Annotated in this window: 22 protein-coding genes and 1 tRNA gene; 9 read left to right on the top strand and 14 right to left on the bottom strand. The window is 72.6% G+C overall.

The window, feature by feature from the left end:
• Positions 1-21 precede the first annotated feature (21 nt).
• From NI26_RS13730 to infC, 4 genes are all read right to left on the bottom strand, one after another.
• Entirely contained in the window at positions 22-885 is an 864-nt protein-coding gene (locus NI26_RS13730; RefSeq protein ID WP_066656424.1) for a TrmH family RNA methyltransferase, read from the bottom strand.
• Between the two features lie 71 nt (positions 886-956).
• A complete protein-coding gene (gene rplT / locus NI26_RS13735) occupies positions 957-1,340 on the bottom strand; it encodes a 50S ribosomal protein L20 (protein ID WP_066656427.1) in 384 nt (127 codons plus the stop codon).
• A gap of 27 nt (positions 1,341-1,367) precedes the next feature.
• Positions 1,368-1,562 (bottom strand): 50S ribosomal protein L35, encoded by a 195-nt coding sequence (gene rpmI / locus NI26_RS13740; RefSeq protein ID WP_022903519.1) that lies wholly within the window; start codon positions 1,560-1,562, stop codon positions 1,368-1,370.
• A gap of 62 nt (positions 1,563-1,624) precedes the next feature.
• Positions 1,625-2,284, bottom strand: a complete 660-nt coding sequence (gene infC, locus NI26_RS13745) for a translation initiation factor IF-3 (RefSeq protein ID WP_081985092.1) — start codon at positions 2,282-2,284, stop codon at positions 1,625-1,627.
• A 387-nt stretch (positions 2,285-2,671) separates the two neighbouring features.
• Here infC and NI26_RS13750 point away from each other — a divergent pair, with 387 nt between their 5' ends.
• Positions 2,672-2,974 carry a DUF1844 domain-containing protein gene (locus NI26_RS13750; protein ID WP_066658711.1) on the top strand — a complete coding sequence of 101 codons (303 nt, stop codon included), beginning with the start codon at positions 2,672-2,674 and terminating at the stop codon, positions 2,972-2,974.
• Between the two features lie 98 nt (positions 2,975-3,072).
• Here NI26_RS13750 and NI26_RS13755 read toward each other — a convergent pair whose 3' ends face one another.
• Positions 3,073-4,341, bottom strand: a complete 1,269-nt coding sequence (locus NI26_RS13755; protein WP_066656429.1) for a phosphotransferase — start codon at positions 4,339-4,341, stop codon at positions 3,073-3,075.
• Positions 4,342-4,458: 117 nt separating this feature from the next.
• On the opposite strand from NI26_RS13755, the gene NI26_RS13760 reads away from it, so the two are divergent.
• Positions 4,459-6,309 carry a glycoside hydrolase family 2 protein gene (locus NI26_RS13760; RefSeq protein ID WP_066656431.1) on the top strand — a complete coding sequence of 617 codons (1,851 nt, stop codon included), beginning with the start codon at positions 4,459-4,461 and terminating at the stop codon, positions 6,307-6,309.
• A gap of 106 nt (positions 6,310-6,415) precedes the next feature.
• On the opposite strand, the gene NI26_RS13765 is transcribed toward NI26_RS13760, so the two are convergent.
• Positions 6,416-7,267: an alpha/beta fold hydrolase gene (locus NI26_RS13765; RefSeq protein WP_066656433.1), complete on the bottom strand. Its 852-nt coding sequence runs from the start codon at positions 7,265-7,267 to the stop codon at positions 6,416-6,418.
• A gap of 121 nt (positions 7,268-7,388) precedes the next feature.
• On the opposite strand from NI26_RS13765, the gene NI26_RS13770 reads away from it, so the two are divergent.
• Positions 7,389-8,624, top strand: a complete 1,236-nt coding sequence (locus tag NI26_RS13770; protein WP_144411379.1) for a glycosyltransferase family 39 protein — start codon at positions 7,389-7,391, stop codon at positions 8,622-8,624.
• A gap of 298 nt (positions 8,625-8,922) precedes the next feature.
• On the opposite strand, the gene NI26_RS13775 is transcribed toward NI26_RS13770, so the two are convergent.
• Positions 8,923-9,984, bottom strand: coding sequence for an amidase domain-containing protein (locus NI26_RS13775; RefSeq protein WP_066656435.1), 1,062 nt, complete (start codon positions 9,982-9,984; stop codon positions 8,923-8,925).
• Between the two features lie 74 nt (positions 9,985-10,058).
• Here NI26_RS13775 and NI26_RS13780 point away from each other — a divergent pair, with 74 nt between their 5' ends.
• Entirely contained in the window at positions 10,059-10,442 is a 384-nt protein-coding gene (locus tag NI26_RS13780) for a hypothetical protein (RefSeq protein WP_066656438.1), read from the top strand.
• Between the two features lie 3 nt (positions 10,443-10,445).
• Here NI26_RS13780 and NI26_RS13785 read toward each other — a convergent pair whose 3' ends face one another.
• The 5 genes from NI26_RS13785 to galU form a co-directional block, all read right to left on the bottom strand.
• Positions 10,446-11,174 carry a hypothetical protein gene (locus NI26_RS13785; RefSeq protein ID WP_235426379.1) on the bottom strand — a complete coding sequence of 243 codons (729 nt, stop codon included), beginning with the start codon at positions 11,172-11,174 and terminating at the stop codon, positions 10,446-10,448.
• 281 nt (positions 11,175-11,455) lie between these two features.
• A tRNA-Ala gene (locus NI26_RS13790) sits at positions 11,456-11,531 on the bottom strand.
• 82 nt (positions 11,532-11,613) lie between these two features.
• Positions 11,614-12,747, bottom strand: coding sequence for a hypothetical protein (locus tag NI26_RS13795; RefSeq protein ID WP_144411380.1), 1,134 nt, complete (start codon positions 12,745-12,747; stop codon positions 11,614-11,616).
• 128 nt (positions 12,748-12,875) lie between these two features.
• Positions 12,876-13,535 carry a GNAT family N-acetyltransferase gene (locus tag NI26_RS13800; RefSeq protein ID WP_066656446.1) on the bottom strand — a complete coding sequence of 220 codons (660 nt, stop codon included), beginning with the start codon at positions 13,533-13,535 and terminating at the stop codon, positions 12,876-12,878.
• Positions 13,536-13,624: 89 nt separating this feature from the next.
• A complete protein-coding gene (galU, locus tag NI26_RS13805; protein WP_066656448.1) occupies positions 13,625-14,515 on the bottom strand; it encodes a UTP--glucose-1-phosphate uridylyltransferase GalU in 891 nt (296 codons plus the stop codon).
• A 113-nt stretch (positions 14,516-14,628) separates the two neighbouring features.
• Here galU and NI26_RS13810 point away from each other — a divergent pair, with 113 nt between their 5' ends.
• From NI26_RS13810 to mscL, 3 genes are read left to right on the top strand one after another with little or no spacing between them, the layout of a single operon-like run.
• The gene (locus NI26_RS13810) at positions 14,629-15,213 is read left to right on the top strand and encodes a 5-formyltetrahydrofolate cyclo-ligase (protein ID WP_066656450.1); all 585 of its coding nucleotides are present in this window, start codon (positions 14,629-14,631) and stop codon (positions 15,211-15,213) included.
• Between the two features lies 1 nt (position 15,214).
• Positions 15,215-15,502 (top strand): FmdB family zinc ribbon protein, encoded by a 288-nt coding sequence (locus NI26_RS13815; protein ID WP_066656452.1) that lies wholly within the window; start codon positions 15,215-15,217, stop codon positions 15,500-15,502.
• A 56-nt stretch (positions 15,503-15,558) separates the two neighbouring features.
• Positions 15,559-16,059, top strand: a complete 501-nt coding sequence (mscL, locus tag NI26_RS13820; RefSeq protein WP_066656454.1) for a large conductance mechanosensitive channel protein MscL — start codon at positions 15,559-15,561, stop codon at positions 16,057-16,059.
• A 151-nt stretch (positions 16,060-16,210) separates the two neighbouring features.
• On the opposite strand, the gene NI26_RS13825 is transcribed toward mscL, so the two are convergent.
• Both NI26_RS13825 and NI26_RS13835 read right to left on the bottom strand, forming a co-directional pair.
• The gene (locus tag NI26_RS13825) at positions 16,211-16,795 is read right to left on the bottom strand and encodes a CDP-alcohol phosphatidyltransferase family protein (protein WP_066656458.1); all 585 of its coding nucleotides are present in this window, start codon (positions 16,793-16,795) and stop codon (positions 16,211-16,213) included.
• A 372-nt stretch (positions 16,796-17,167) separates the two neighbouring features.
• Positions 17,168-20,995, bottom strand: coding sequence for an ATP-binding protein (locus NI26_RS13835; RefSeq protein WP_081985099.1), 3,828 nt, complete (start codon positions 20,993-20,995; stop codon positions 17,168-17,170).
• A gap of 112 nt (positions 20,996-21,107) precedes the next feature.
• On the opposite strand from NI26_RS13835, the gene NI26_RS13840 reads away from it, so the two are divergent.
• Both NI26_RS13840 and NI26_RS13845 read left to right on the top strand, forming a co-directional pair.
• Positions 21,108-21,995 carry an HpcH/HpaI aldolase/citrate lyase family protein gene (locus NI26_RS13840; RefSeq protein WP_200884115.1) on the top strand — a complete coding sequence of 296 codons (888 nt, stop codon included), beginning with the start codon at positions 21,108-21,110 and terminating at the stop codon, positions 21,993-21,995.
• A 9-nt stretch (positions 21,996-22,004) separates the two neighbouring features.
• Complete coding sequence (locus tag NI26_RS13845; protein WP_066656466.1) at positions 22,005-22,496, top strand: DUF6264 family protein; 492 nt, start codon at positions 22,005-22,007, stop codon at positions 22,494-22,496.
• Positions 22,497-22,602: the final 106 nt, after the last annotated feature.

Consider the following 22,602-nt stretch of genomic DNA (forward strand, 5'->3'; position numbering starts at 1 on the left):
ACGGTGGAAGAGCAGGACGGGTCAGCGCGCTGTGGAGGAGGACGCCACCCGCTGCGCGAACGCCGACTCGTACAGGCAGACGGACGCGGCCGTCGCCAGGTTCATCGACTCGGCCCGACCGTAGATCGGGACCTTCACGGCCCGGTCGACGAGCGCCAGGTCCTCGGATGTGAGGCCCCGGGCCTCGTTGCCGAAGACCCACGCGGTCGGCCCGTCGAGCATGCCGTCGGCCCGGACGTCCGGCAGGTCGTCGCCGGAGACGTCGGCCGCGAGGACCGTGTACCCGAGGGCCTTCGCGCGTGTGACGGCGTCGGCGAGCGTCACGCCCACCGAGACCGGCACGTGGAACAGCGAACCCGTGGTGGACCGCACCACCTTCGGGTTGTAGGGGTCGACCGAACGACCGGTCAGCACGACCGCGTCAGCGCCCGCCGCGTCGGCGGCGCGGATGATCGTGCCGGCGTTCCCCGGGTCCCGGACCTGCTCGAGGATCGCGACCAGCCCGGGCAGCGTGCCGTCCGTGGCGGACGCGCCCTGCGCCTCCAGGCCGGGTCCGGCGTCCGGGAAGACGTCCTTCACCGACGTCGGGAACTGCTGGCACACCGCGACGACCCCCTGCGGCGTGACGGTGTCCGCCATCGTGTCGAGCACCTGCTCGGTGACGAACCACGTGTCGACCGGTGCGTCGTCGAGCCCGTACCGTGCGGCGGCGGTCGGCGTCACGTAGAGCTCGCGGAGCAGCTCCGGGCGGTACTCGATCGCCTCGCGCACGGCCTGCGGGCCCTCGAGCAGGAAGAGTCCGGTGTCGGCACGGACGTCCTTCTTGGCGAGTGCCGCGACGGCCTTGACGCGTCCGGACTTCGGGTTCTCGAGGAGATCGCTCACGCGTCAAGTGTCGCAGCATGCACGAAGCCCCCGCTCCGTGGACGGAACGGGGGCTTCGGGAGCTGGCGTGACTACGCGGCCTTGGGGGCCGAGGTGTCGGCCGGCAGGGCCTTCTTGGCGGTCTCGACGAGCGCCGCGAACGTCTCGGGGTTGTTCACCGCGAGGTCCGCGAGGATGCGACGGTCGACCTCGACGCCGGCCAGGGAGAGGCCCTGGATGAGGCGGTTGTAGGTCAGGCCGTTCGCACGCGACGCGGCGTTGATGCGCTGGATCCACAGGCGACGGAACTCGCCCTTCTTCGCGTGACGGTCACGGTACGCGTAGACGAGGGAGTGGGTGACCTGCTCCTTCGCCTTGCGGTACAGGCGCGAACGCTGGCCGCGGTAGCCCTCGGCGCGCTCGAGGATGACGCGACGCTTCTTGGCGGCGTTGACCGCTCTCTTGACACGTGCCATTGATCTGTTCCTTTACGTTCCGCCGGCTCAGTGGCCGAGAAGCTTCTTGACGTTCTTGGCGTCGGCCTTCGCGAGGACCTGGTCCTCGTTGAGGCGGGCCTTGCGCTTGGCGCTCTTGACCTCGAGGTTGTGACGCATACCGGCCTGCTGCTTCATGATCTTGCCGCTGCCGGTGACCTTGAAGCGCTTCTTCGACCCGGAGTGGGTCTTCTGCTTGGGCATCGTGGTGCCTTTCCGTGGGGTGGGTGGGGAGCCGCGTCGTCGCGGGGTGGTCCGGGGAGGACCTATTCGGCGGGAGCCTCGGCCGGCGCGGACTCGGTGGCCTCGTCGGCCTCCTTGCCCTTCGCCGCGTGCTCCGACGCACGACGCTCGGCCTTCTGCGCAGCACGCTTCGCGTTCTGCTCGCCCTTGACGTCGGACTTGTTCTTGAGGGGGGCGATGATCATCGTCATGTTGCGGCCGTCCTGGGTCGGACGCGACTCGACGACGCCGAACTCGGCGATCTCCTCGGCGAACTTCTGGAGGAGACGGACGCCCTGCTCCGGACGCGACTGCTCGCGCCCACGGAAGAGGATCATCGCCTTCACCTTGTCGCCGCCGAGGAGGAAGCCCTCGGCGCGCTTGCGCTTGGTCTCGTAGTCGTGCACGTCGATCTTCAGGCGGAACCGGACCTCCTTGAGGTCGGTGTTCACCTGGTTGCGGCGCGCTTCCTTGGCCTTCTGCGCTGCCTCGTACTTGAACTTGCCGTAGTCCATGATCTTGGCCACGGGCGGCTTCGAGTTCGGGGCGACCTCGACCAGATCCAGTTCGGCTTCCTGCGCGAGACGCAGAGCCATGGCGATCGGGACAACGCCGACCTGCTCACCCTGGGGGCCGACGAGTCGGACCTCGGGAACGCGGATTCGGTCGTTGGTGCGGGGATCGGTGATGCGGAGCTCCTTCAATCAAGTGGTGGCCGTCCGGCGCTGCTGCGCTGGACGACGGCACGAGAGAGGAGATCTGACGCACGGATCGGAACCCGTTCGGCAGCCGCCCGACACCGGCCCCGCGGGGCTGGCCTGCCGGGACGCGGTGCGGTCTGACGATCGCACTGCTGACCCGGCGGAGCGGTTGGGACCCGGTAGCCTGTGGTGCACGGCCGCGGGTGGGAGAGACTCCTCTTCTACGACGCCGTCCGGGGCTCGGTCCGACTCCTGTGGAGACGATCTGGGCACACGGGCAGCATCTGCCGCCGATGAGTCTAGCAGAGGAGCACCGTGCCCGACACCCCCGAGAACGACACCCCGCAGGTCACGCAGGACGAGACCGCAGCCGGCGGCGAGGCCCGCGACATCGCCGAGGTGCCCGCGGTCGAGCTCATCAACACCGTCGCCGTGCACCTGCTCAGCGCAGCCGCCGTGAAGGTGGGGCTCGCCGACGACCCGCAGGAGCAGACCGACCTCGACGAGGCGCGGAAGCTCATCACGGCCCTCGCCGGGCTCGTGACGGCAGCGGCCACCGAGATCGGCGACCACCACGCCCGTCCGCTCCGCGACGGACTGCGCTCGGTCCAGCTCGCGTTCCGCGAGGCGTCGAGCATCCCGGACGCGCCGGGCAAGGGGCCGGGCGAGAAGTACACGGGCCCCGTCAACTGACGACGACGGTCGTCGTCACCACGTGACGGACGGGAGGCGCGGTGTCGGCCGGCACCGCGCCTCCCGTCCGTCAGCGGGTCACGCCGGGGGTCGGAGGATCAGGCCGCGCCGTCCGCCGCCAGCCGCGCGACCGCAGCCAGCGGGATGCCGGCCCAGTCGGGCCGGTTCCGCGTCTCGTAGACCACCTCGTACACGGCCTTGTCGAGCTCGAACGCGTCGAGCAGTGCGCGGTGGTCGGTCAGGTCGTCACCGGTCCCCCGGCGGTACCCGTCGAGGAACGCCTGCCGTGCCGCCTGCGCCCAGGCACCCGCGTCGACGAACTCGGCGTCGTGCGCGAGCGCGCCGGCGACGTAGTCGAAGGACCGGAGCATCCCGGCGACGTCGCGGAGCGTCGAGTCGGGCAGCGACCGCTCGGCGAGCGGGCGGAGCGGCTCGCCCTCGAAGTCGAGGAACACCCACCCTCGGGGCTCGGGCGCGGCGAGCACCTGCCCGAGGTGCAGGTCACCGTGGATGCGCTGCAGGTCCGGCCAGTGCGACGCGGCGGCACGGTCGTACACGGCACGGATCGCGTCGACGTGCGGCTCGACGGTCGGGGCCTCGCGCACGGCGGCGTCGAGCCGGCCGCGCATCGTCGCGATCGCAGCGTCCCGTCGTGCATCGTCGGCGGGCTCGGTCGGCAGGGCGGTGGCGAGCGTGCGGTGCACCTCGGCGAGCGCCTCGCCGAGCGCGGCGGCCTGCTCGTCCCACGGGGTGCCGGTCCTGGCGTCGCGGAGGGCCACGCGCCAGGCGTCCTCGAGGCCGGGCAGGAACTCCTGGGCGAACGCGAGGTGTCCGGTGGCCGTGCCGTCGGGACGGCCGGGGTCGGGCCAGCTCGCCTGCTGGGCGCCGTACACGGTCGGCACGCGGGAGCTGCCCGCGGCGGAGAGTGCGAGCTGCGTGGTGACGTCGGGGTTGTCACCGTGGTGGAGCACCCGGAAGACCTTGGTGATGACCCGGTCACCGGACGCGGTGTCGCAGATGACGGAGGTGTTCGACTGCTCGCCGGACAGCACCCGGGACGCGGTGACCTCGCCGATCGGCCGGAGGCTCGAGGGGTCGGCGTCGATGCGCGCCGCGAGCTGCTGCACCCAGTCGGTGTCGGTGGTGGCGTCGACCGGGTCGACGGCTCCTCCGCCGGGGCCCGCGACGACCGGCACCTGGTAGAGGACGGGCCCGGTCGCGGCGTCGTCGAGGACCAACCGCGTGCCGTCGGTCTCGGCGATGGTGTGCAGCGCCGGGGTCCCACCCTTCGCGGCGTACCAGCGCTGGCGTGCGATCCAGCCCTCCAGCGTGCGGTCGTCGACGTGCTCGGGTGCCTCGGCGCTCATGCAGCGAACGGTACGCGCCGGTCCCGGGGCGCGCCCCGAGTCGTGGCGCACCGGTTGGCCCGCACCGGTTGGCCCGCACCGCTTTACAACGATGTACGGAGCGGCGAGCATGGACGCATGACCTCGCTCGACGGCACCGTCGCCGCCCTCCTGCCCCCGCTCCCTCGCGCCTCCGACCAGGACGGCTCGTACCCCCGACCGCAGATGCTGCGCGGCGCGTGGGCCGACCTCGACGGGACGTGGTCGTTCCGGAACACGGGCGACGACCCGACCTGGCGCTCCGGGTTCCCGGACGCCCGGGACATCACGGTGCCGTTCCCACCCGAGTCGCCGGCGTCGGGCATCGACGAGCCCGGGTTCCACCCCGTGGTCTGGTACGCCCGGACGATCACGCGCGCCGAGCTCGACGCCGCCGGGTACGGCGACGCGGCACCCCGGCTCCTGCTGCACTTCGGCGCCGTCGACCACCGCGCGCGGGTCTGGGTCGACGGGCAGTTCATCGGCGAGCACGAGGGCGGACACACCCCCTTCACGCTCGACGTGACCGAGGCGCTCGGCACCGAGCCGGACGCGACGCACACCCTGGTCGTCCGCGCCGAGGACGACCCCCACGACGTCACCCAGCCGCGCGGCAAGCAGGACTGGCACGAGCACCCGCACGCCATCTGGTACCGCCGCACGACCGGGATCTGGCAGACCGTCTGGCTCGAGGCCGTGCCGACCGCGTCGATCGGGGCCCTGCGCTGGACGAACGTCGACCACGCGACGGTGCGGCTGACCGTCCGGCTCGCCGGGGAGCGCCCCGCCGGCGCGCGGGTCCGCGTCGCGGCGCACTGGTCCGAGGGCGACGAGGACCTGGCGACCGTCGAGACGGTCGTGCCCGTGACCGCGCACGAGGTCGAGGTCGTCGTGCCCGTCGCCCGGCAGCAGAACGGTCAGGCCGAGGACGAGCTGGTGTGGTCCCCCGAGACCCCGCGCCTGGTCGACGCGGTCGTCACGCTGCTGCCGGCCGGGGGCGACGTGCCCCTGGACGCCGTGTCGTCGTACTTCGGCGTCCGCACCGTGGGCATCGACGGCGGCGCCTTCCTGCTGAACGGCCGCGCCTACGACGTCCGCAGTGTCCTCAACCAGGGCTACTGGCCGGAGTCGCACCTCGCAGCACCGTCACGGCAGGCCCTGCGCCGCGAGGTCGAGCTCATCAAGGAGCTCGGCTTCACCGCCGCGCGGAACCACCAGAAGATCGAGGACCCGCGGTTCCTGTACTGGGCGGACCGGCTGGGGCTGCTCGTCTGGGGCGAGGCACCCGGCGCGTACGCGTTCTCCCCGCTCGCCGTGCAGCGGCTCGTGCGGGAGTGGATGGACGCCGTCGAACGCGACGCCTCGCACCCGTCCATCGTCACCTGGGTGCCGGCGAACGAGAGCTGGGGCGTGCAGCACATCGCGACGGACCCGGCGCAGCAGGCCTACGCCCGATCACTCGCCGACGTCACCCGGGCGCTCGACCCCACCCGGCCGGTGGTCTCGAACGACGGCTGGGAGCACACGAACTCCGACATCGTCACCGTGCACGACTACGAGGGCGACGGTCCCCGGCTCGCCGCGACCTACACCGACGACGCCGCACGGACGGCACTGCTCGGTGGGCGCGGGCCCGCTGATCGTCGGATCCTGGTGGGCGGCGCGACGGACCAGGGGCAGCCGGTCATGCTGACGGAGTTCGGCGGCGTGGACTTCCAGCCCGGGGCGAAGCGCGAGGACGGGTGGGGCTACACCTCGGCCGTCGACGGCGACGACTGGGTGGCGCGGATCTCGGCGCTCTACGACGGCGTCCGGGCGAGTTCGTTCCTGGCCGGGTCGTGCTGGACGCAGCTGACGGACACGATGCAGGAGACGAACGGCCTGCTGAACGCCGACCGCACCCCGAAGGTCCCGATCGAGCGCATCCGCGCCGCGGTCACCGGGCGCTGAGGCCGCGCCCGGCACCGGCGACCCGCGGAACGCAACGTGGGCGGTCCTGCGCAGCGGTACACCGCTGCGAGGAACCGCCCACGTTGCGTCTTGCGGAGCGGGGAGGTCAGGACGCCAGGAAGCGCAGGACCGCCTCGTTCCACTCGTCCTTGTGCGAGGCGAGCACGCCGTGCGGGCCACCCTCGATGACGTGGGTCTGCGCGTTCGGGATGGCCGCCGCGGTGCGCTGACCGGACGCCTCGAACGGCACGATCCCGTCGGCGTCGCCGTGGATGACGAGCGTCGGGACGTCGACCTTCGTCAGGTCGTCGCGGAAGTCCGTCGTCGCGAACGCCGTGGTGCAGTCGAGCGTGCCCTTCGGCGAGGCGAGCTCGGCGATCGCCAGGTCGTAGGCGCGCTGGTCCTCGCTGACGAGCGGCTTCTTGAGCAGACCCGGCTCGCCGCCCGGCGTGTAGAACATGTCGACGAACTGGTGCAGGAACGCCGGACGGTCGCCCGTGATGCCGTTCGCGAACCAGTCGGCGAGGTCCTGGTCGACCGCGCCGTCCGCGTTGTCGTCCGACTTCCACAGGTACGGCGGCACCGCGCTGGCGAAGACGAGCTTCTTGATCTTCGCGGTGCCGTAGGTCGAGACGTAGCGCGCGAGCTCGCCGCCGCCCATCGAGAACCCGATGAGGGTGACGTTCGTCAGGTCGAGCTCGGTGATGAGCTTGTCGAGGTCCGCGGCGAACGTGTCGTAGTCGTAGCCGCCCCACGGCTGCGACGACTGCCCGAACCCGCGGCGGTCGTAGGCGATGACCCGGTGACCGGCCTCGACGAGTGCCGGGACCTGGCCCTCCCACGAGCGGCCGGACAGCGGCCAGCCGTGGATCAGGACGACCGGGTCGCCCGCGCCGAGGTCGTCGTAGTGGAGCTCGATGTCGTGGCCGTTCTCGGCGCCGACGGTGACGAAGGGCATGCTTCCTCCTGTTGGTGGTTTCCAGGGAACGTGCCCGATGCAACGCCCGTCGCCCGGACGGATCCTGGAGGTGCGGTGACCGGACAGCGGGCGGCGGCTGCGGAGATGGGAGACTCGGGCGGTGACCGACCTGGCGGAGACGACCCGTGCCTCCCGGCCGGGGCTGCCGTCCCGCGTCCGTCGTCTGCTCACGGTCGGCCTGGAGGGACGGCACGGCGGGTGGACCGCTCCGCTCGTCGTGTGGCTGGCTTCCCGCGTGGTCAGCACCGTCCTGCTGCTCACGGTCTGGCTGCTCGCCACCGCGCACGGGTGGCGGTTCGCGTCGGTCCGACGCGAGGGGACGTTCACGGCGTTCCTCGGGTCGTGGGACGCGTCGTTCTACCGGACCATCGCCGAGCACGGCTACCCGACGACGCTGCCCACCGACGCGGCGGGTCACGTGCTGCCGAACCCGTGGGCCTTCCTGCCGGTGTTCCCGGCGGTGGCACGGCTGGTCCAGCCACTGGTCGGCGGGTCCTTCTGGGCCGCCGGCGTGCTCGTCGCCACGCTCGCCGGGGCCGGCACGTGCATCGTGCTCTGGCGCCTGGTGCGCGCGGTGACCGACGAGCGGCGGGCGACCCGGGCGACGGCGCTCTTCGCGTTCGCGCCGACGGGGTTCCTGCTGCAGGTGGCGTACGCCGAGAGCACCTTCCTGCTGCTGCTCTTCGGCGCACTGCTCGCCCTGGTGCGCCGGCGGTACTGGCTCGTGCTGCCGCTCGGGTTGGTCGCGGCGTTCACGAAGCCGGGGGTGCTCGCGCTCGCGGTGGCCCTCGCGGTGCACCTGGTCGTGCGGGTCGTCCGGGAGCGCCGGGCGCTGCCGGTGCGGGACGCCGTGGCGATCGTCCTCGCGGGGCTCGGGGTCGCGGCGGCGGGGCTGGCGTGGCCCGTCGTGGCGACGGCGGCGACCGGACGGCCGGACGCGTACCTCGCGACCGAGCTGTCGTGGTGGGTCGGGTTCGTCGGCCGGCAGCACTTCGCGCCGCTCACGCCGTGGTTCACGATGGCCTCCACGTGGCTCGGCCCGCTCGGCGTCGTGCTCGTGGTCGTGGTCCTCGCCGGGGCGGTGTGGTCCTGGACCCGACCGGGCGTACGGGCGCTCGGCGTCGACGTCGTATCGTTCACCGCGGCGTACGCGCTGTACCTGGTGGCCGTGTTCCTGCCGCAGCAGAGCCTGCCGCGCCTGCTGATGCCGACGGCACCGCTGCTCGGGGCCGACGTGTTCACGGGAACGCGGCGACGGACGACCGTGTGGCTGGTCGTCGGGGTGTGCCTGCAGCCCGTCGCGATCGTGCTGCTCTGGTTCCTCGGGTACCCCTGAGCGTCGGCGCGGCGGCCGGGGCGGGGGCGCGGCGTCGCGTCGCGGCGGCCTGTCGGAACGCGGTGTCGGATGCCGCCGCACAACGGCGAGCACCTCGCGCCACGTGATCACGTGGCGCGAGGTGCTCCCGGTTGTGCGCACGACCGGCGCCGGCGCAACGCGATCGGCCGGCACGACCGGCGCCGGCGCGACGCGATCGGCCGGCATGACCGGCGCCGGCGCAACGCGATCGGCCCGCGGGACCGGCGCCGACCGGCGCCGACGGGGCGGCAGGGCGGGTGACCGCGCCGCGTCGCCGCTACGCGTCGAACGTGTGGAACCAGGCCGTGCCGCCGGGGTGCTGCACGGTGATCATCTCGTCCAGGTCGCGGTAGGGCCCGTCCTGGTTGTGGCTCGCCGACTTGATGCGGATCGTGCCGTCGGGCTCCGTGAACACCTCGGACACGATCGTCACGTGGTCGGGCGATCGGTTGTCGTTCCAGTCGTAGAACACGATGTCGCCGACCTTGACCTTGCTGCGCTCGTCGAGGGAGCGTCGCGTCAACCCGAAGGTCGCCGCGTTCGCCGTCATCCACGGGTCCATCGCCGGGCAGTACGTCCACGTGGCGCTGTGCTGCGCACCGCCGGACCGGCTGTACCAGTCGTCGCGCTGTTCCCACCCACGGGCGATCAGCGTCTGGCTGACGTAGTTCGCGCAGTCCCCGCCGATCGGGTTCATCGTGCCGTACTCGGCGAGGTTGTAGTCCGCCCAGTACCGCATCGCGTACTCGAGCTGCCGGTCGACGTCCGTCAGTGCCGCGTAGGCCACCGAGGTCGTCGCGACCGCGGTCGAGGCGTCCGGGACCGGCGCGGCCGTCGGGGTCGGCGTCGCGGTGGCCTGGTCCTGCGTGGCGCCGGCCTGCCCGTCGTTGGCGGCACTGCCGTTGCCGTCCGACGACCGGTTCGCCGACGGGCTCGGCTCGATCGCCGACGTGAAGAGCGCGACGTCAGCCGACCCCGCCGTGTACATCGCCTGGTGCGGCGCCGTGAAGGTCACGGTCGTCGCCGAGGCCTGCACGTCCCGCGCCGCGACCCCGCCGACCGTGACCCCCTGCACCGCGGCGAGGCCGGTCCCCGTGACCGTCACCGTGACACCACCGGCGAGCGGCACCTGCGCCGGCTCGACCGCGGTCGCCGCGGGGCGGGCGCTCGACGAGCCGGAGGACGACGGCCCGGGCGACGCGCCGCTCGGCCCGTCGGCGGCGCGGGTGGTCGCGCCCGACGACGCGTCGTCGGCGCGGGAGCAGGCCGCGACGGCGACCCCGATGCCGGCGACGCCGGCGAGCGACAGCAGGGAACGGCGCGTGAACGAGGCAGTCATGACCCGACCAGGGTAGGCGACGGTACGGCAGGATCGCTGGCAGCACACCATCCACCGGAAGGATCGACCCGCACATGCCCGAGAGCCACGACTTCTTCGTCGCCGCCGACCCCGAGTCCACCCGCACGATCGTCCGTGACGCCCTCGTCCGCGAGGGCTACACGATCACCGACGGCGACCAGGGCACGCTGCTGGGGACCCGCGGCAGCCTGGGCCTCACCCTGCTCGTCGGCGGTCTCCTGAACGACCGGACGTTCCACACCCGGCTCGACGTGCAGCTGATGGTCGCGCCCGACGGCCGGAGCGTCGCACGACTGCTCCGCGGCTCGGGCCGGTCCGCGGTCAAGGGCGGCGCGCTCGGCGTGGCCCGCGGCAACCGGGCGTTCGAGCAGGCCGCGAACGCGATCCACACGTCGCTCGCGCAGGCCGGCGTCCTGACGGACAGCGTGCCGAGCTGAGCGTCAGGTGCAGGAGACGTCGCGGTCGATCGTCCCCGAGCCGTAGGCCGCCTCGATCTGCACCATCGCGATCTTCCCGCCGGACAGGGGGGTGCTCGAGCACGCCTGGCGAGCCTTCGTGATGGTGCTCCGGCCGAGCGCGATCCAGTTCGACCGGCCGTACAGGATGCTGTCCTTGCCGACCGACCCGGCGATGGTCTTCCACTGGGACGGCGTGGAGTAGATCCCGATCGTCCGGACGCCGCCCGCCTTCAGCCCGGCGATCATGCCCTCGAGCGCTGCCCGGTTCTGCGAGGTCGCGGACTGGTGCGACAGGCCTTCCTCGACGTCGATCCACCACCGGTACGCCGCCGGGCGATCGATGCCCCGGATCGTGACGTCGTCGTAGCCGCGCGCGTACCCGTACATGAACGAGCACGCGAGGGTGAGCTGCGGCTTGCCGCCCTTCGTGCCACAGTTCCCGAAGCGGTTGGTGGGCGTCGTGCCCTGGTACGAGTTCGACTTCGGCCACACGGACGCCTGCAGCCCCGGGTTGGCGAACAGCACGTAGAGCTGCGTCTTCGGCTGCGTGGAACCCCCGACCGACGATGCTGCCCAGGCGAGCTGCTCGTCGAGGCACGGGTTCGTGGTGTTCCCGAGCGACCCGTTGACCCCGACGATCGCGAACGCCTGTCCGGTCGGCACCCGGCTGCCGCACTGCGGCCAGGAGACGTCCACTCCGGTCGGGCTCACCGCTGCGGAGGCGGTCGAGGTCGGACCCGCGAACGCGAGCGCTGCGGCGGCGACGACGACGGTCGCGACGGCCGTGAACAGACGGCTGGTACGGATGATGACTCCCCCTGGTGAGACCCGGCGCTGGTCCCGCGCCCGGTGCGGACGGTCGGCAGTCTAGGTGGCGCGGGCGCGCGGCAACAGCCCCGGGACCCGGCTGTGGACCGTGCGACACAGTGTGCGGGCCGCAGCACGGGAGAACGACGAAGGGCCACCCGATCGGGTGGCCCTTCGCTGCTGCTTGGTGGAGCTAAGGGGATTCGAACCCCTGACCTTCTCATTGCGAACGAGACGCGCTACCAACTGCGCCATAGCCCCAAGTGCTCGACCACACTAGCACCACCGGGAGCGCGAACCGAAATCGGCCCGCCACGTCCGGGCGCGCCGCGCACGGACGGTGTCAGACCGCGCGGCGCCGACGCATGACGGCGTCGAGGTCGGTCTGCCGGTACGCCTCGTCGTCGATGACCCCCATGCCGGCCCAGCGGCTCGGCGTCGCCGACTGCTCGGGCTCGGCGGCGACGGCGGGCTCGGCGGTAGGCGATCCGGCGGCAGGCGATCCGGCGGGGCGGGACGGCGCCGCCTCCCCGGCCGGGGCACGGAGCCCGAGTCGCTCCGCCAGACGGCCCTGGTCGTGGGCGGAGAGCGACGCAGCGGCCTCCTCGACGTCGGACCGCATCCGGGACACCCGCGCGAGCGTCGGGTCGGTCTCCCCCGCCCGGATGGCAGCCGCCTCGGCCTCGGCCTCGGCCTTCGCCTCGGCCACGCGCTCGCGCAGCCGGGCAGCGAGCTCGGCGGACGACTCCGGCGACGGCGCGGGCGCCGCGGGGCGCTCGACGTACAGGGGCTTCGGCACGCTGGCCGGCGTCCAGCTCCGGTCGCGCGTCGGCTCGGCGGGCTGCTCGGTGGACAGCGGCGGTGCCGGGTCCGTCCACGCGGTCGACGGCCGGGAGGCACGGGTCACCGCCGCAGCGCCCGCCGCGGCACGCGCCTTCCGCGCCTGGGCGACCTGGTGCAGCTGCGCCAGGACCGCCGCGGACCCACCGGCGGCGACGAGCCCGGCGACACCGACGAGCCAGGCGCCCGGGGCCGCGACGAAGACGACCGCCGCGACGAGGACACCGAGCGCGCCGAAGAGGGTCGCACCGAGCCGGGAGCGGCGCATCCGCATGGCCGTGAGTGCGGGGACGGACGACACCCGCTCGAGCTGGGGCTGCTGCTCCGCGAGGCGCCGGGTGATCTCACGCTGCCGCGCGGCCTCGTGCGCTCGGACGATGGCGGCCCGCTTCGCTTCTTCCGACCGGGCGACGCGCTGCGCCTCGGCCAGGGACTTCGCGTTCATCTCGACCCGGACCTCGTCGGGGAGCTCGGCGGTCTGCGCGAGGATGCGCAGCGTCTGCTGCAGCCGGATCGCGTTCCGCTCGGTCGCGAGGTACTGCCGACGAGCCGCCCACGACGGCATGAGGTAGACGACCCAGAGCACGGCCGCGATGAGCAGGACGATGCCGCCGCCCCAGGAGCCGATACCTGCCATGGGGACACGGTAGGGGTGCGCGTTCCCCGGACCGCCCATTGCCGGACGCGTGTTGCGCGAGTCGCGACCGAATCCGTGGGACGCGGGTCGCGCCTCCAGGCCGACGTGACAGGACGACGGGACGACCGTCAGATGCGCGGTCGGGTGTCGAGCGGGGTCGCCGCCTCCTCACGGGCGGAGGCCGGGACGCTGCCCGCCCCGTGCGGGACGCGACCGGCGACCCAGCGGTCGAGGACTCCCTCGCGCACCTCTTCCGCGACGAGGGCGAAGCAGAAGTGGTCGCGCCAGTCGCCGTTGATGTGGATGTACCGGCGGCGCAGGCCCTCGAACCGGAAGCCGAGCTTCTCGACGACCCGCAGGCTCGGCGCGTTCTCCGGACGGATGCAGATCTCGATGCGGTGGATGCCGACGACCCGGAAGCAGTGGTCGACCGCCATCGCGACCGCGATCGGCGTGACGTTGTGCCCGGCCGCCCCCTCGACGACCCAGTAGCCGATGGACGCACTGGCGAGCGAGCCGTAGGTGATGCCGGACACGTTGAGCTGGCCGACGAAGCGACCGTCGAGCTCCATCGCGAACGGCAGACCGAGCCCGGCGCGGGCGTTGGCCTGCAGTGCCCGGATGCTGCCGCGGACGTCGGTGGAGACGTGTCCGGAGGGGTTGGTGGCCTCCCACGTCCGCAGCCACGAGCGGTTCGTGGCGAGGGCGACGTCGAGGTCACGGGTGTCGCGGAGCCGGAGGGGCCGGATCGTGACCCGCCCGTGGGACAGGGTCGGGATCGTCGTCATCGCTGTGGTTCCTCCGGTGCCCGGCGCTCGACCGGGTGGACGCACGAACGGGCCCGGGGCGGACCCCGGACCCGTTCGTGACGGGGTGGCTACTCTCCCGCGTTGAAGTCCTTCAGCCAGGCCTTGAGGTCGGGGCCGAGGTCGTCGCGGTCCGAGGCGAGCTGCACGATCGCCTTGATGTAGTCCAGCTTGTCACCGGTGTCGTACCGGCGTCCACGGAACACGACGCCGTACACGCCGCCGGTCCACTCCTCGGCGCCCGCCATCTTCATGAGCGCGTCGGTGAGCTGGATCTCGCCACCCTTGCCCGGCTCCTGCTTCTCGAGGACGTCGAAGACCTCGGGGCGGATGACGTAGCGACCGATGATGGCCAGGTTCGACGGGGCTTCGCCCTGCGGGGGCTTCTCGACCAGGCCGGTGATCTTCACGACGTCGTCGGTGTCGGTCTCCTCGACCGTGGCGATGCCGTACATGTGGGTCTGCGACTCGGGGACCTCGAGCAGGGCGACGACCGTGGCGTTCTTCTCGCCCTGGACCTCGATCATGCGCTTGAGCAGCGGGTCGCGGGCGTCGATGATGTCGTCGCCGAGCAGCACGGCGAACGGCTCACGGCCGACGTGCATCTTCGCGCGGAGCACGGCGTGGCCGAGGCCGAGCGGGTCGCCCTGGCGGACGTAGTGCATGTCGGCGAGGTCGGTCGACTGGTTGACCTTCTGCAGCTTCTCGTGGTCGCCCTTCTTCTTGAGGGTCTCCTCGAGCTCGGCCACGTGGTCGAAGTGGTTCTCGAGCGCGTTCTTGTTGCGCCCGGTGATCATGAGCACGTCGGTCAGCCCGGCGCCCACGGCCTCCTCGACCACGTACTGGATCGCCGGCTTGTCGACGACCGGGAGCATCTCCTTCGGCATCGCCTTGGTCGCGGGGAGGAAGCGCGTGCCCAGGCCTGCGGCCGGGATCACCGCCTTCGAAATCTGGAAGCCCATGTCAGCGAACGTACCGGACGCCCACTGGGTCCGGGCATGGGCACTTCGGGGGACACGGCATCCCGCGCCCCACGGCGGGAAGCCGCAAACCCGCGCTCGGTAGACTCCCCGCCATGACCGCCGACCTCGGGAACGAGAAGCGCGCCCTGCGAGCCGAGCTCCGGCAGCGGCGGCGCACCCGGACCACGACGGAGCGCGACACCGACACGACCGCCCTGACGTCGACGCTGCAGCGCTTCGTGGAAGAACGGCAGCTGCGCTCGCTCGCGCTCTACCTGTCGGCGCCCGACGAGCCGGACGTCCGACCCTTCCTGCGCTGGGCGCAGGAGCACGGCGTCCGGGTGCTGCTCCCGATCACCCGCGAGGACGGCCTGCTCGACTGGGCGGTCGACGACGGGGTCTCCGAACACGAGGGCCTGCACGGCATGCCCGAGGTCGTCGGTGAGGTGCTCTCCCCGCTCGCGCTCGGGGACGTCGACGCGATCCTCACCCCGGCGGCGGCGGTCGGGCACGACGGATGCCGGATGGGCTGGGGCCGCGGCTACTACGACAAGACCCTCGGGTCGATGGCGAACCGGCCGCCCGTCTATGCTGTGATCTTCGACGCGGAGTACCTCGACGAGGTCCCGCGCGAGGCCCACGACGAACCCGTCGACGGCATCATCACGCCGTCGCGCATCATCACCTTCCGGAGCTAGGGTGCCCACCTACTCGTACCGCTGCACCGAGTGCGACAACGCCTTCGACGTCAAGCAGTCGTTCTCCGACGCCACCCTGACCGAGTGCCCCGTCTGCGGCGGTGCGCTGCGCAAGGTGTTCTCGCCGGTCGGCGTCACCTTCAACGGCGGCGGCTTCTACCGCACCGACTCGCGGTCGACGCCGAAGGCCGAGGGGTCGTCGGGGTCGTCCTCGTCGTCGTCGAGCACGCCGGCGAAGGCGGAGCCGAAGAAGACCGAGTCGAAGCCGGCCGCGCCCAGCGCCTCCTGACGAGGGCTCGTCTCCGTCGGTACGGTGGGGTCTCCTCGACACGGAAGGAGGCTCACGTGAAGGGCTTCAAGGAGTTCCTGCTCCGCGGGAACGTCATCGACCTGGCCGTCGCGGTCGTCATCGGTGCGGCGTTCACCGCGATCGTCACCGCGATCGTGAACTCGCTCATCAACCCCCTGATCGGCGCGGTCTTCAACGCGTCGAGCCTGGACAAGGCACTCGTCGTGTCGATCCCCACCGTCTCCGGGGACTCGGCGGACATCCTGTTCGGCGCGATCATCGGCGCGGTCCTGAACTTCGTCATCGTCGCGGCGGTGGTGTACTTCGCCCTGGTCGTCCCGGTCAACCGGCTCAAGAAGCTCGCCTTCGAGCGGGTGAAGAACGACGAGCAGCAGACGCCGCAGGACGTCCCGCCGACCGACGTCGAGGTGCTGCTCGAGATCCGCGACCTGCTCCGCACGCAGAACGGCGACGCGGTGGCGTCGGGCGGCGGTGCGCACGTCGCCCCGTCGACCGCTCCCGAGGGACCGGGGATCAGCGGCTCGACGAAGCTCTAGCCGCGGGCGTCCCGAACCACGGAACCGACGTCGAACCAGCCTCCGGGGTCGGTTCGACGTCGGTTTCCTGGTTCGACGGGGCAGGACGGCGCGGGCCGGACGGCGCGGGCAGGACGGCGCGGGCCGGACGCCCGCGCCGCGCGCGTCCGCGTCAGGCGGTGCGGGCCGTCGCGCGGTGCTTCGCGGCGAGGGCCCGGGCGTACTGCACACCGGCGACGACGTGGCCGATCGTGCCCGCCCAGACGAAGACGAGCGCGAGCACCCGGATCCAGTCGTGCTGCGATGCCCACGACGTCGACGAGAACAGCAGCAGCGGCAGACCGACGAAGAGCAGCGCGGATCGGATCTTGCCGGTCCACGTGACGTCGAGGTCCGGGTCGCCGCGGAACCACAGGCCGGACAGCAGCGCGAGCACCGCGTCCACGAGGACGATGATCGCGACGCTCGGCCACGGCAGCAGGCCGACGAGCACGAGCGACAGCACGATGGCGATGATCGCCAGGCGGTCGGCGATCGGGTCGAGCGCCTTGCCGAGCTTCGAGCCCTGGTCGAACCGACGCGCGATGAAGCCGTCCGCCCAGTCGCTGACACCGAGGACGACGAGCGTGACGAGCGCCCAGCCGGGGTGGCCGGCCACGACGAAGCCGATGAACACCGGGATGAGCAGGAAGCGCACCAGCGTGATCAGGTTCGGCCACGTCTGCCAGTCGGGTCGCCGTCGCGCGGTGTCAGTCATCGACCCCAGGCTACCCGTCACCAGTGTGGGGGCACGTCGCGCAGCAGCTGGGCGTCGTTCTCCCCGTCGCGGTGGCGGGCCGGTTCCGGCGGCGCGGCCGGGTCGTAGCCCGGGACCGGCGCGGTGGTGACGCGCCTGGTGCGGCGGGGCGAGCCTCCCGGCCGGTCGGTCGTGTCGGTGCCGGTTCCGCCACCGTCATCTGCGGAACGGACGGGAGGCTCGGCATCCGTCACGTCGTCGGCCCGCGTCCACGAGCCCACCAGCTGGTCCGTCCCCGCCGTCACCGGACCGGCCGCGCGGGACGCGCGCCGGGACCCGCTCACCGGCGAGCGGGGCCCGGAGCGGGCACGCGGGGATGCGTCTCCGACCGGGTCATCGGCGTGCGGGGATCGGAGGGATCGAGATCTCCTGGGTCGCTCCGCGGTCGACGCCGAGCACCGACGCCACGGTGTCCGCGACGCGGTCCGGGTCGGAGAACAGCTGGAACGCGTGCACCCGCACGTAGTGCCACCCGAGTCGGCGGAGCACCTCGGGACGGAGCCGCAGCGACTCGCGGAGCGAACCCCGGACGAGCGACGCGTCGGTCTCGATCGTGACGCAGACGCCGCCGTGCGCCGCCACCAGGCCGAGCTTGCCCCGGTGGCCGAGCGCGACGGGGATGCCGCGCATCTCGAGTCGTCGGGCGAGGTCGACGAGCAGCGGGTCGGAGTCGTCGGGCACGTACTCGGCGGCGGTGCGCGCGCGGACCTCGGCGAGGATCTCGGCCAGCGCGACGGTGCCGTGGCCCATCCGCTCGGCCTCGATGTCCGACGGCTGGAAGCACGTGACGATGACCATCGACCGGCGCGCGCGGGTCATCGCGACGGCGAGCAGACGCTCCCCGCCGGGCTTGCCGAGCGGACCGAAGTCGCGCAGCACGCGGCCGTGCGGGGTCCGGCCGTACCCGATCGAGAACACGACACGGTCGCGGCTCTGCGCCACGGACTGCTCGAGCGTCGCGACGATGAACGGCTCGGCGCGGTCGCCGATGACGAACTCGGTGAGGTCCTTGTGGCCCTGCGCCGCGGTCAGGACGGCCTGCTCGACGCGCACCGCGTGCTTCGCCGACGCCGTGATCACCATGAGCGACTCTGTCGGGCGTGTGCGGGCGTGCTCGGTGACGAGCCGGACCACGCGGTCCACCTCGGCGTCGACGCTCTCGACCGCCCCGGACTCGGGGTCCGGCACGGCCTTGCCGTCGCTGACGTAGTCGATCGCGATGGAGCCGTGGCCGAGGAACGAACCGGCCCACGGCAGCGACTCGATGCGGCCGCCGTAGAAGCGGCGGTTGACGAGCTCGGCGAGGTCCTCGCCGCCGGCGCGGTACGACCGCGTGAGCGACAGGGTCGGCAGGAGCGTCGACAGCTTCGCGAGCGCGGAGTCGGCGTGCAGGGCGTCGAGCGTGCCCTCGTCCACCTGCAGTGCCCGGTGGTCGGGGTCGACCGCGATCCGGAACGGCGACGGGGTCTGCGTCACCGGGTCGCCGAACACGACGGTCTGGCGAGCGCGACGGACGGCGCCGACGGTCTCGGCGATGGTGACGGCACCGGCGTCGACGAGGATCACCGTGTCGAACGGCATCGTGTCGGCGATCTCGGGGACCTCGTACGGCGAGGCGAGCCAGACCGGCGCGATCGACCGGGACAGGTGCGGCGCGGAGTCCTGCAGCAGGCGCGAGGTGATCGCGCCCTCCTTGAGCTGCGTCTTCAGCGACGTCGCCTCGTCCGGCCAGTCGACCAGTCCGACCTTCCAGTTCTCGGCGAGCTGCCACGCCAGGCCCTGGGAGACCCCGGCCGCGTGGGCGTCGTCGACGAGCCGGAAGTCGGCCTCGACCCGGTCGAGCATGTCGGTGTTGCCGCCGAGCAGCGCCCGGTCGGACTCGAGCATCGTCTCGAGCGCGGACTGCCACCAGGCGAGCTCGAGCTCGGCCGGCACCTGGGTGTCCGGCACGTGGCGGTGTGCCAGGTCGGTGATGAGCGGCTCGAGCTGCAGGTCGCGCAGGGTCTGCATGAGCTCGGTGCGCTCCTGCAGGTTGTGCAGGACGTCGGACTCCTCGGCCAGGCGGGCGACCGTCGGGACGAGCTCGTCGATCGGCAGGTTCGCGAGCTGGCGGTCCCGCTCGGTCCGGCCGAGGGGCTCGTCGAGTCGGGCGAGGTCCTGCACGACGTTCGAGAAGAGCACCTGCACGTCCCCGATGCCCGTGGGCACCTCGGGGTTCACGCCGGCCGCGACGTAGCGCTGCCAGAGCACGCGCTGCTGCTGCACGCGGGTCAGCGCCTCGTGCAGGTCGGACACGTGCACGCCCGGTCGGACGTACTCACGCGCGAGCTTCTTCAGCCGACGACGGTTCGTCGACGACATCGGGGCGCCCTCGCCACGAGGGGCCGTCGCGGCGACGAGCTCCGAGACCGACCGGTCGAAGACGACGGGCAGGAAGCGGTCGAGGGTGTCCCGGATCTCGGTGAGCAGGCGGAGGTAGATGCCGAGCTCGTTGATCGTCGTGAACTGCCGCATGTGGGTCGACGCCACGAGGTCGTGCGCACGGCGCAGCAGCGTCGGCAGGCCGTCGGCGTCGAGGTCCTTCGCGGTCTTGTGCGCCCGCTGCGCGCCGTCGCTCGAACCGAACTTGGCGCCGTACCAGGGCGAGTCGTCCGGGCCGTAGCGGAACTCGCCGAGGTTGGCCGCGCTGACCATGGTCTCGGCGACGCGCGAACGGCCCTCGACCATGCTCGTCACGGACCGCTTCGACAGTCGGGCGGTCGTCGACGGCGGCACCGGCAGGAGCGACAGCCGGGACAGCTCGACCAGGCAGTCGAGCACCGAGACGCCGAAGTCCGGGTCGACGCGGGTCAGCGAGCCGCGGTAGTCGGTGAGGACCTTGCGGAGCCGGACCAGGGCGTCGTCGACCTCGCGGAGGTTCGGACGCGCGGCCTTCTCGTTGCGCGCGATGCCCCGGACGACGTCACGGCGCAGGGTGCCCGGCGTGACGGCGACGCCCGGCAGCTGGACCTCGGCGAAGCGTGCGGCGATGCCCCGCAGGGTCGCCCGCCGCGGGCTCACGACGAGGACGCGCTTGTTCGCCGCGACGAGGCCGCCGAGCGCGTTGACGATCGTCTGCGTCCCGCCGGTGCCCGGCAGGGTCTTCACGACGATCGAGTTGCCCGCCGTTATCTGCGCGATCACGTTCTCCTGCTCGTCGTCGGCGTCGAGCAGCAGCGTGTCGGTCTCCGGGCTGCGCTCGTCCGACGGGGTCTGCTCGACCGGGTGGTAGGACTGCTCGACCTGCCACTTCGCGCTCGGGTTGCCGGCGAGCGCGTCGAGCACCGGGTGGGACAGGTCGCCGGTGTCCTCGACCATGCCGCTGGCGACCTCGGCGAAGGTCGAGACGACCAGGCGCGCGTGCACCGAGAAGCCGGGGATGTGCGCGGTCAGCCCGCGGAGCCGGTCGATGACGGGGTTCGGGGTGAACGAACCGTCCTGCTGCGCGAGCGCGACGAAGGACTGGGCGTCGAGGATGACGCCGTACTGCTCGTGCAGCGCGTCGGCCAGCCCGGGGTTGAGCACCGGCTCGCCGAGCAGGCGCACCTCGAAGTCACGGCCGTGCCGACGGATCGCGAGCGGGCGGAGGAGCACCGGGCCGCGGAAGTGCTCGTCGCCGTGCTGCCAGTCGGCCATGCCGATGCCGAGCTTCACGGCGTCGATCCCGCGCACGGTCGCGAGCTCGGTGCCCTTCGCCTCGACCTGGGCGGCGGCGACACGCGCGGCGCGCAGGGCGACCTCGTCGCGGATCAGGCTCGAGAGCAGCGTCGTCTTGCCGGTGATGAACTGCGCGAGTCCGCCGGGGTGCGTGGTGGACAGCTCGATCCGGGCACGCGGGTGGTCGCTGAAGTGCGTGAGGGGGCTCGTCCCGCCGACACCGGTCAGCTGCGTCCGCCAGGCGTCCCACGTGGGCTCGGCGGCGTTGCCGGCCTGGAGGCGCGGGTCGCCCAGGCTGATCGCCTGCGGGCTCGTGAGCTGCAGTTCCGGCCGCAGCGTGCGGTCCGGCTCGTCGCTCCGGTCGCCCTCCCGCTGCTCGCGCCCGTCCTCGGGCGCGTCGGCGCCCTGGACGGGGACGTCGTCATCCGCGTCGTCCGCGCCGTCGGTCACCCTGTCTCGCCACACATCCGACACTGTAGGCGGAAGCGGGCGGCCTCCCTGGCAATGACCCGACGTTTCCGGCTTTCCGTGCGGGCCCGGTACGGGGTCCGACGGGCCGGTGTGGTAGCAACGTGGCATGGCCATCGACGACCGCACCGCCCCGTCCGCCCCCGCACCCTCGTCGGCCCGGCCGGACCGGCGTCGGTCGGTCCCCGCCGAGATCTCCCGGTCGTGGCTCCTCGTGCCCGGCACCGCCGCCGACCGGTTCGAGCGGGCACAGCGGTCGCGCGCCGACCAGATCATCCTCGACGTCGAGGACGCCGTCGACCCCGCCGCGAAGCCGGGTGCCCGCACGACCGTGGCCTCGTGGCTCGCGGGCGGCGGTGAGGCCTGGGTCCGGATCAACGACGTCACGACGGACTTCTGGGCGGACGACGTCGAGGAGCTCCGCGGCCTCCCGGGCCTGCAGGGCGTGATGCTCGCGAAGACCGAGTCCCCCGCGCAGGTCACCGACACGTGGCACCGGCTCGGCGGCCACACCCCGGTGATCGCCCTGGTCGAGTCGGCGCTCGGCATCGAGGAGGCGACGTCGATCGCGAAGGCACAGGGCGCCTTCCGCCTGGCCTTCGGCTCGGGTGACTACCGCCGCGACACCGGCACCTCGGCCGACACGCTCGCCATGGCCTACCCGCGCTCCCGGCTCGTCGTCGCCTCGCGCGTGGGCGACCTGCCGGGTCCGATCGACGGCCCGACGGTCGGCTCGGCGCACGCGATCCTCCGCGAGCAGTCCCAGGTGGCGGTGTCGCTCGGCCTGACCGGCAAGCTCTGCCTGGACACCGAGCAGCTGCCGGTCATCAACGAGGTCATCTCCCCCACGCCGACCGACGTCGCCTGGGCGCAGGACTTCCTCGACGACTTCGACGCCCGCGGGCAGGTCATCCGCGACGGCTCCGACCTGCCGCGACTCGGCCGCGCGCAGAAGATCCAGCGGCTCGCCCGGGCGTTCGGCGTCGAGGCACGGTAGACCGGTCGCATGACCTGGTCGCACCCGTCCGGCGGTCCGCCGCAGTCCTCACCCTCGGGTCCGTCCCAGTCCGGCCCGGGCAGCACCGAACGCGCCGCGTGGGCGCGTGGCGGCACGACGCTGTTCCCCGCGGGCCGGGTCGCCGACCGGGTGTCGACCGTCCTCCTGCTCGCAGCCGGTGCCCTCCTGACGCTCCTCACCCTGGTGGTCGGGATCATCGCGGTCGTCTCGGCCACCGCGGGCTGCGACGCGGCCACGGGGTGCTCGCCGGGCCGCTTCCTCGGCGGCGCCGCGATCGCGGTCGGCGGGTCCTTCGTCATCGGGGTCGCGACGGTCGTGCTCGCGGTCGGCGCCTGGGTGCGTCGTCGTTCGTCGTGGTGGATCGCCGCGCTCGGGTTCGTCCTGGCGATCGTGGTCGTCACCGGGGGCGGGGTCGTGTTCGCGCAGGCGACCGACCCGGCGACGGGGGCCGGCCAGGTGACCGCACTGCAGCTCCCCTAGCGCGGCGTCCGCCGGACGGGAGGCGCGTGGCGGGGCCGCCACGGGCCTCCCGTCCGGCGGTCCCGTCGGCCTGTCCCGTCCGCGCACGCTGGGCGTCGCCCCGGTC

The organism is Curtobacterium sp. MR_MD2014 (assembly GCF_000772085.1).
GTDB lineage: Bacteria > Actinomycetota > Actinomycetes > Actinomycetales > Microbacteriaceae > Curtobacterium.

What these genes read in the sequence shown, in the direction of transcription:
- rplT (WP_066656427.1), bottom strand. Translation starts at nt 1,340, where the DNA reads ATGGCACGTGTCAAGAGAGCGGTCAACGCCGCCAAGAAGCGTCGCGTC.
- rpmI (WP_022903519.1), bottom strand. Translation starts at nt 1,562, where the DNA reads ATGCCCAAGCAGAAGACCCACTCCGGGTCGAAGAAGCGCTTCAAGGTC.
- NI26_RS13760 (WP_066656431.1), top strand. Translation starts at nt 4,459, where the DNA reads ATGACCTCGCTCGACGGCACCGTCGCCGCCCTCCTGCCCCCGCTCCCT.
- NI26_RS13840 (WP_200884115.1), top strand. Translation starts at nt 21,108, where the DNA reads ATGGCCATCGACGACCGCACCGCCCCGTCCGCCCCCGCACCCTCGTCG.
- NI26_RS13780 (WP_066656438.1), top strand. Translation starts at nt 10,059, where the DNA reads ATGCCCGAGAGCCACGACTTCTTCGTCGCCGCCGACCCCGAGTCCACC.
- NI26_RS13825 (WP_066656458.1), bottom strand. Translation starts at nt 16,795, where the DNA reads ATGACTGACACCGCGCGACGGCGACCCGACTGGCAGACGTGGCCGAAC.
- NI26_RS13810 (WP_066656450.1), top strand. Translation starts at nt 14,629, where the DNA reads ATGACCGCCGACCTCGGGAACGAGAAGCGCGCCCTGCGAGCCGAGCTC.
- NI26_RS13845 (WP_066656466.1), top strand. Translation starts at nt 22,005, where the DNA reads ATGACCTGGTCGCACCCGTCCGGCGGTCCGCCGCAGTCCTCACCCTCG.
- NI26_RS13755 (WP_066656429.1), bottom strand. Translation starts at nt 4,341, where the DNA reads ATGAGCGCCGAGGCACCCGAGCACGTCGACGACCGCACGCTGGAGGGC.
- NI26_RS13775 (WP_066656435.1), bottom strand. Translation starts at nt 9,984, where the DNA reads ATGACTGCCTCGTTCACGCGCCGTTCCCTGCTGTCGCTCGCCGGCGTC.
- galU (WP_066656448.1), bottom strand. Translation starts at nt 14,515, where the DNA reads ATGGGCTTCCAGATTTCGAAGGCGGTGATCCCGGCCGCAGGCCTGGGC.
- NI26_RS13800 (WP_066656446.1), bottom strand. Translation starts at nt 13,535, where the DNA reads ATGACGACGATCCCGACCCTGTCCCACGGGCGGGTCACGATCCGGCCC.
- NI26_RS13795 (WP_144411380.1), bottom strand. Translation starts at nt 12,747, where the DNA reads ATGGCAGGTATCGGCTCCTGGGGCGGCGGCATCGTCCTGCTCATCGCG.
- NI26_RS13765 (WP_066656433.1), bottom strand. Translation starts at nt 7,267, where the DNA reads ATGCCCTTCGTCACCGTCGGCGCCGAGAACGGCCACGACATCGAGCTC.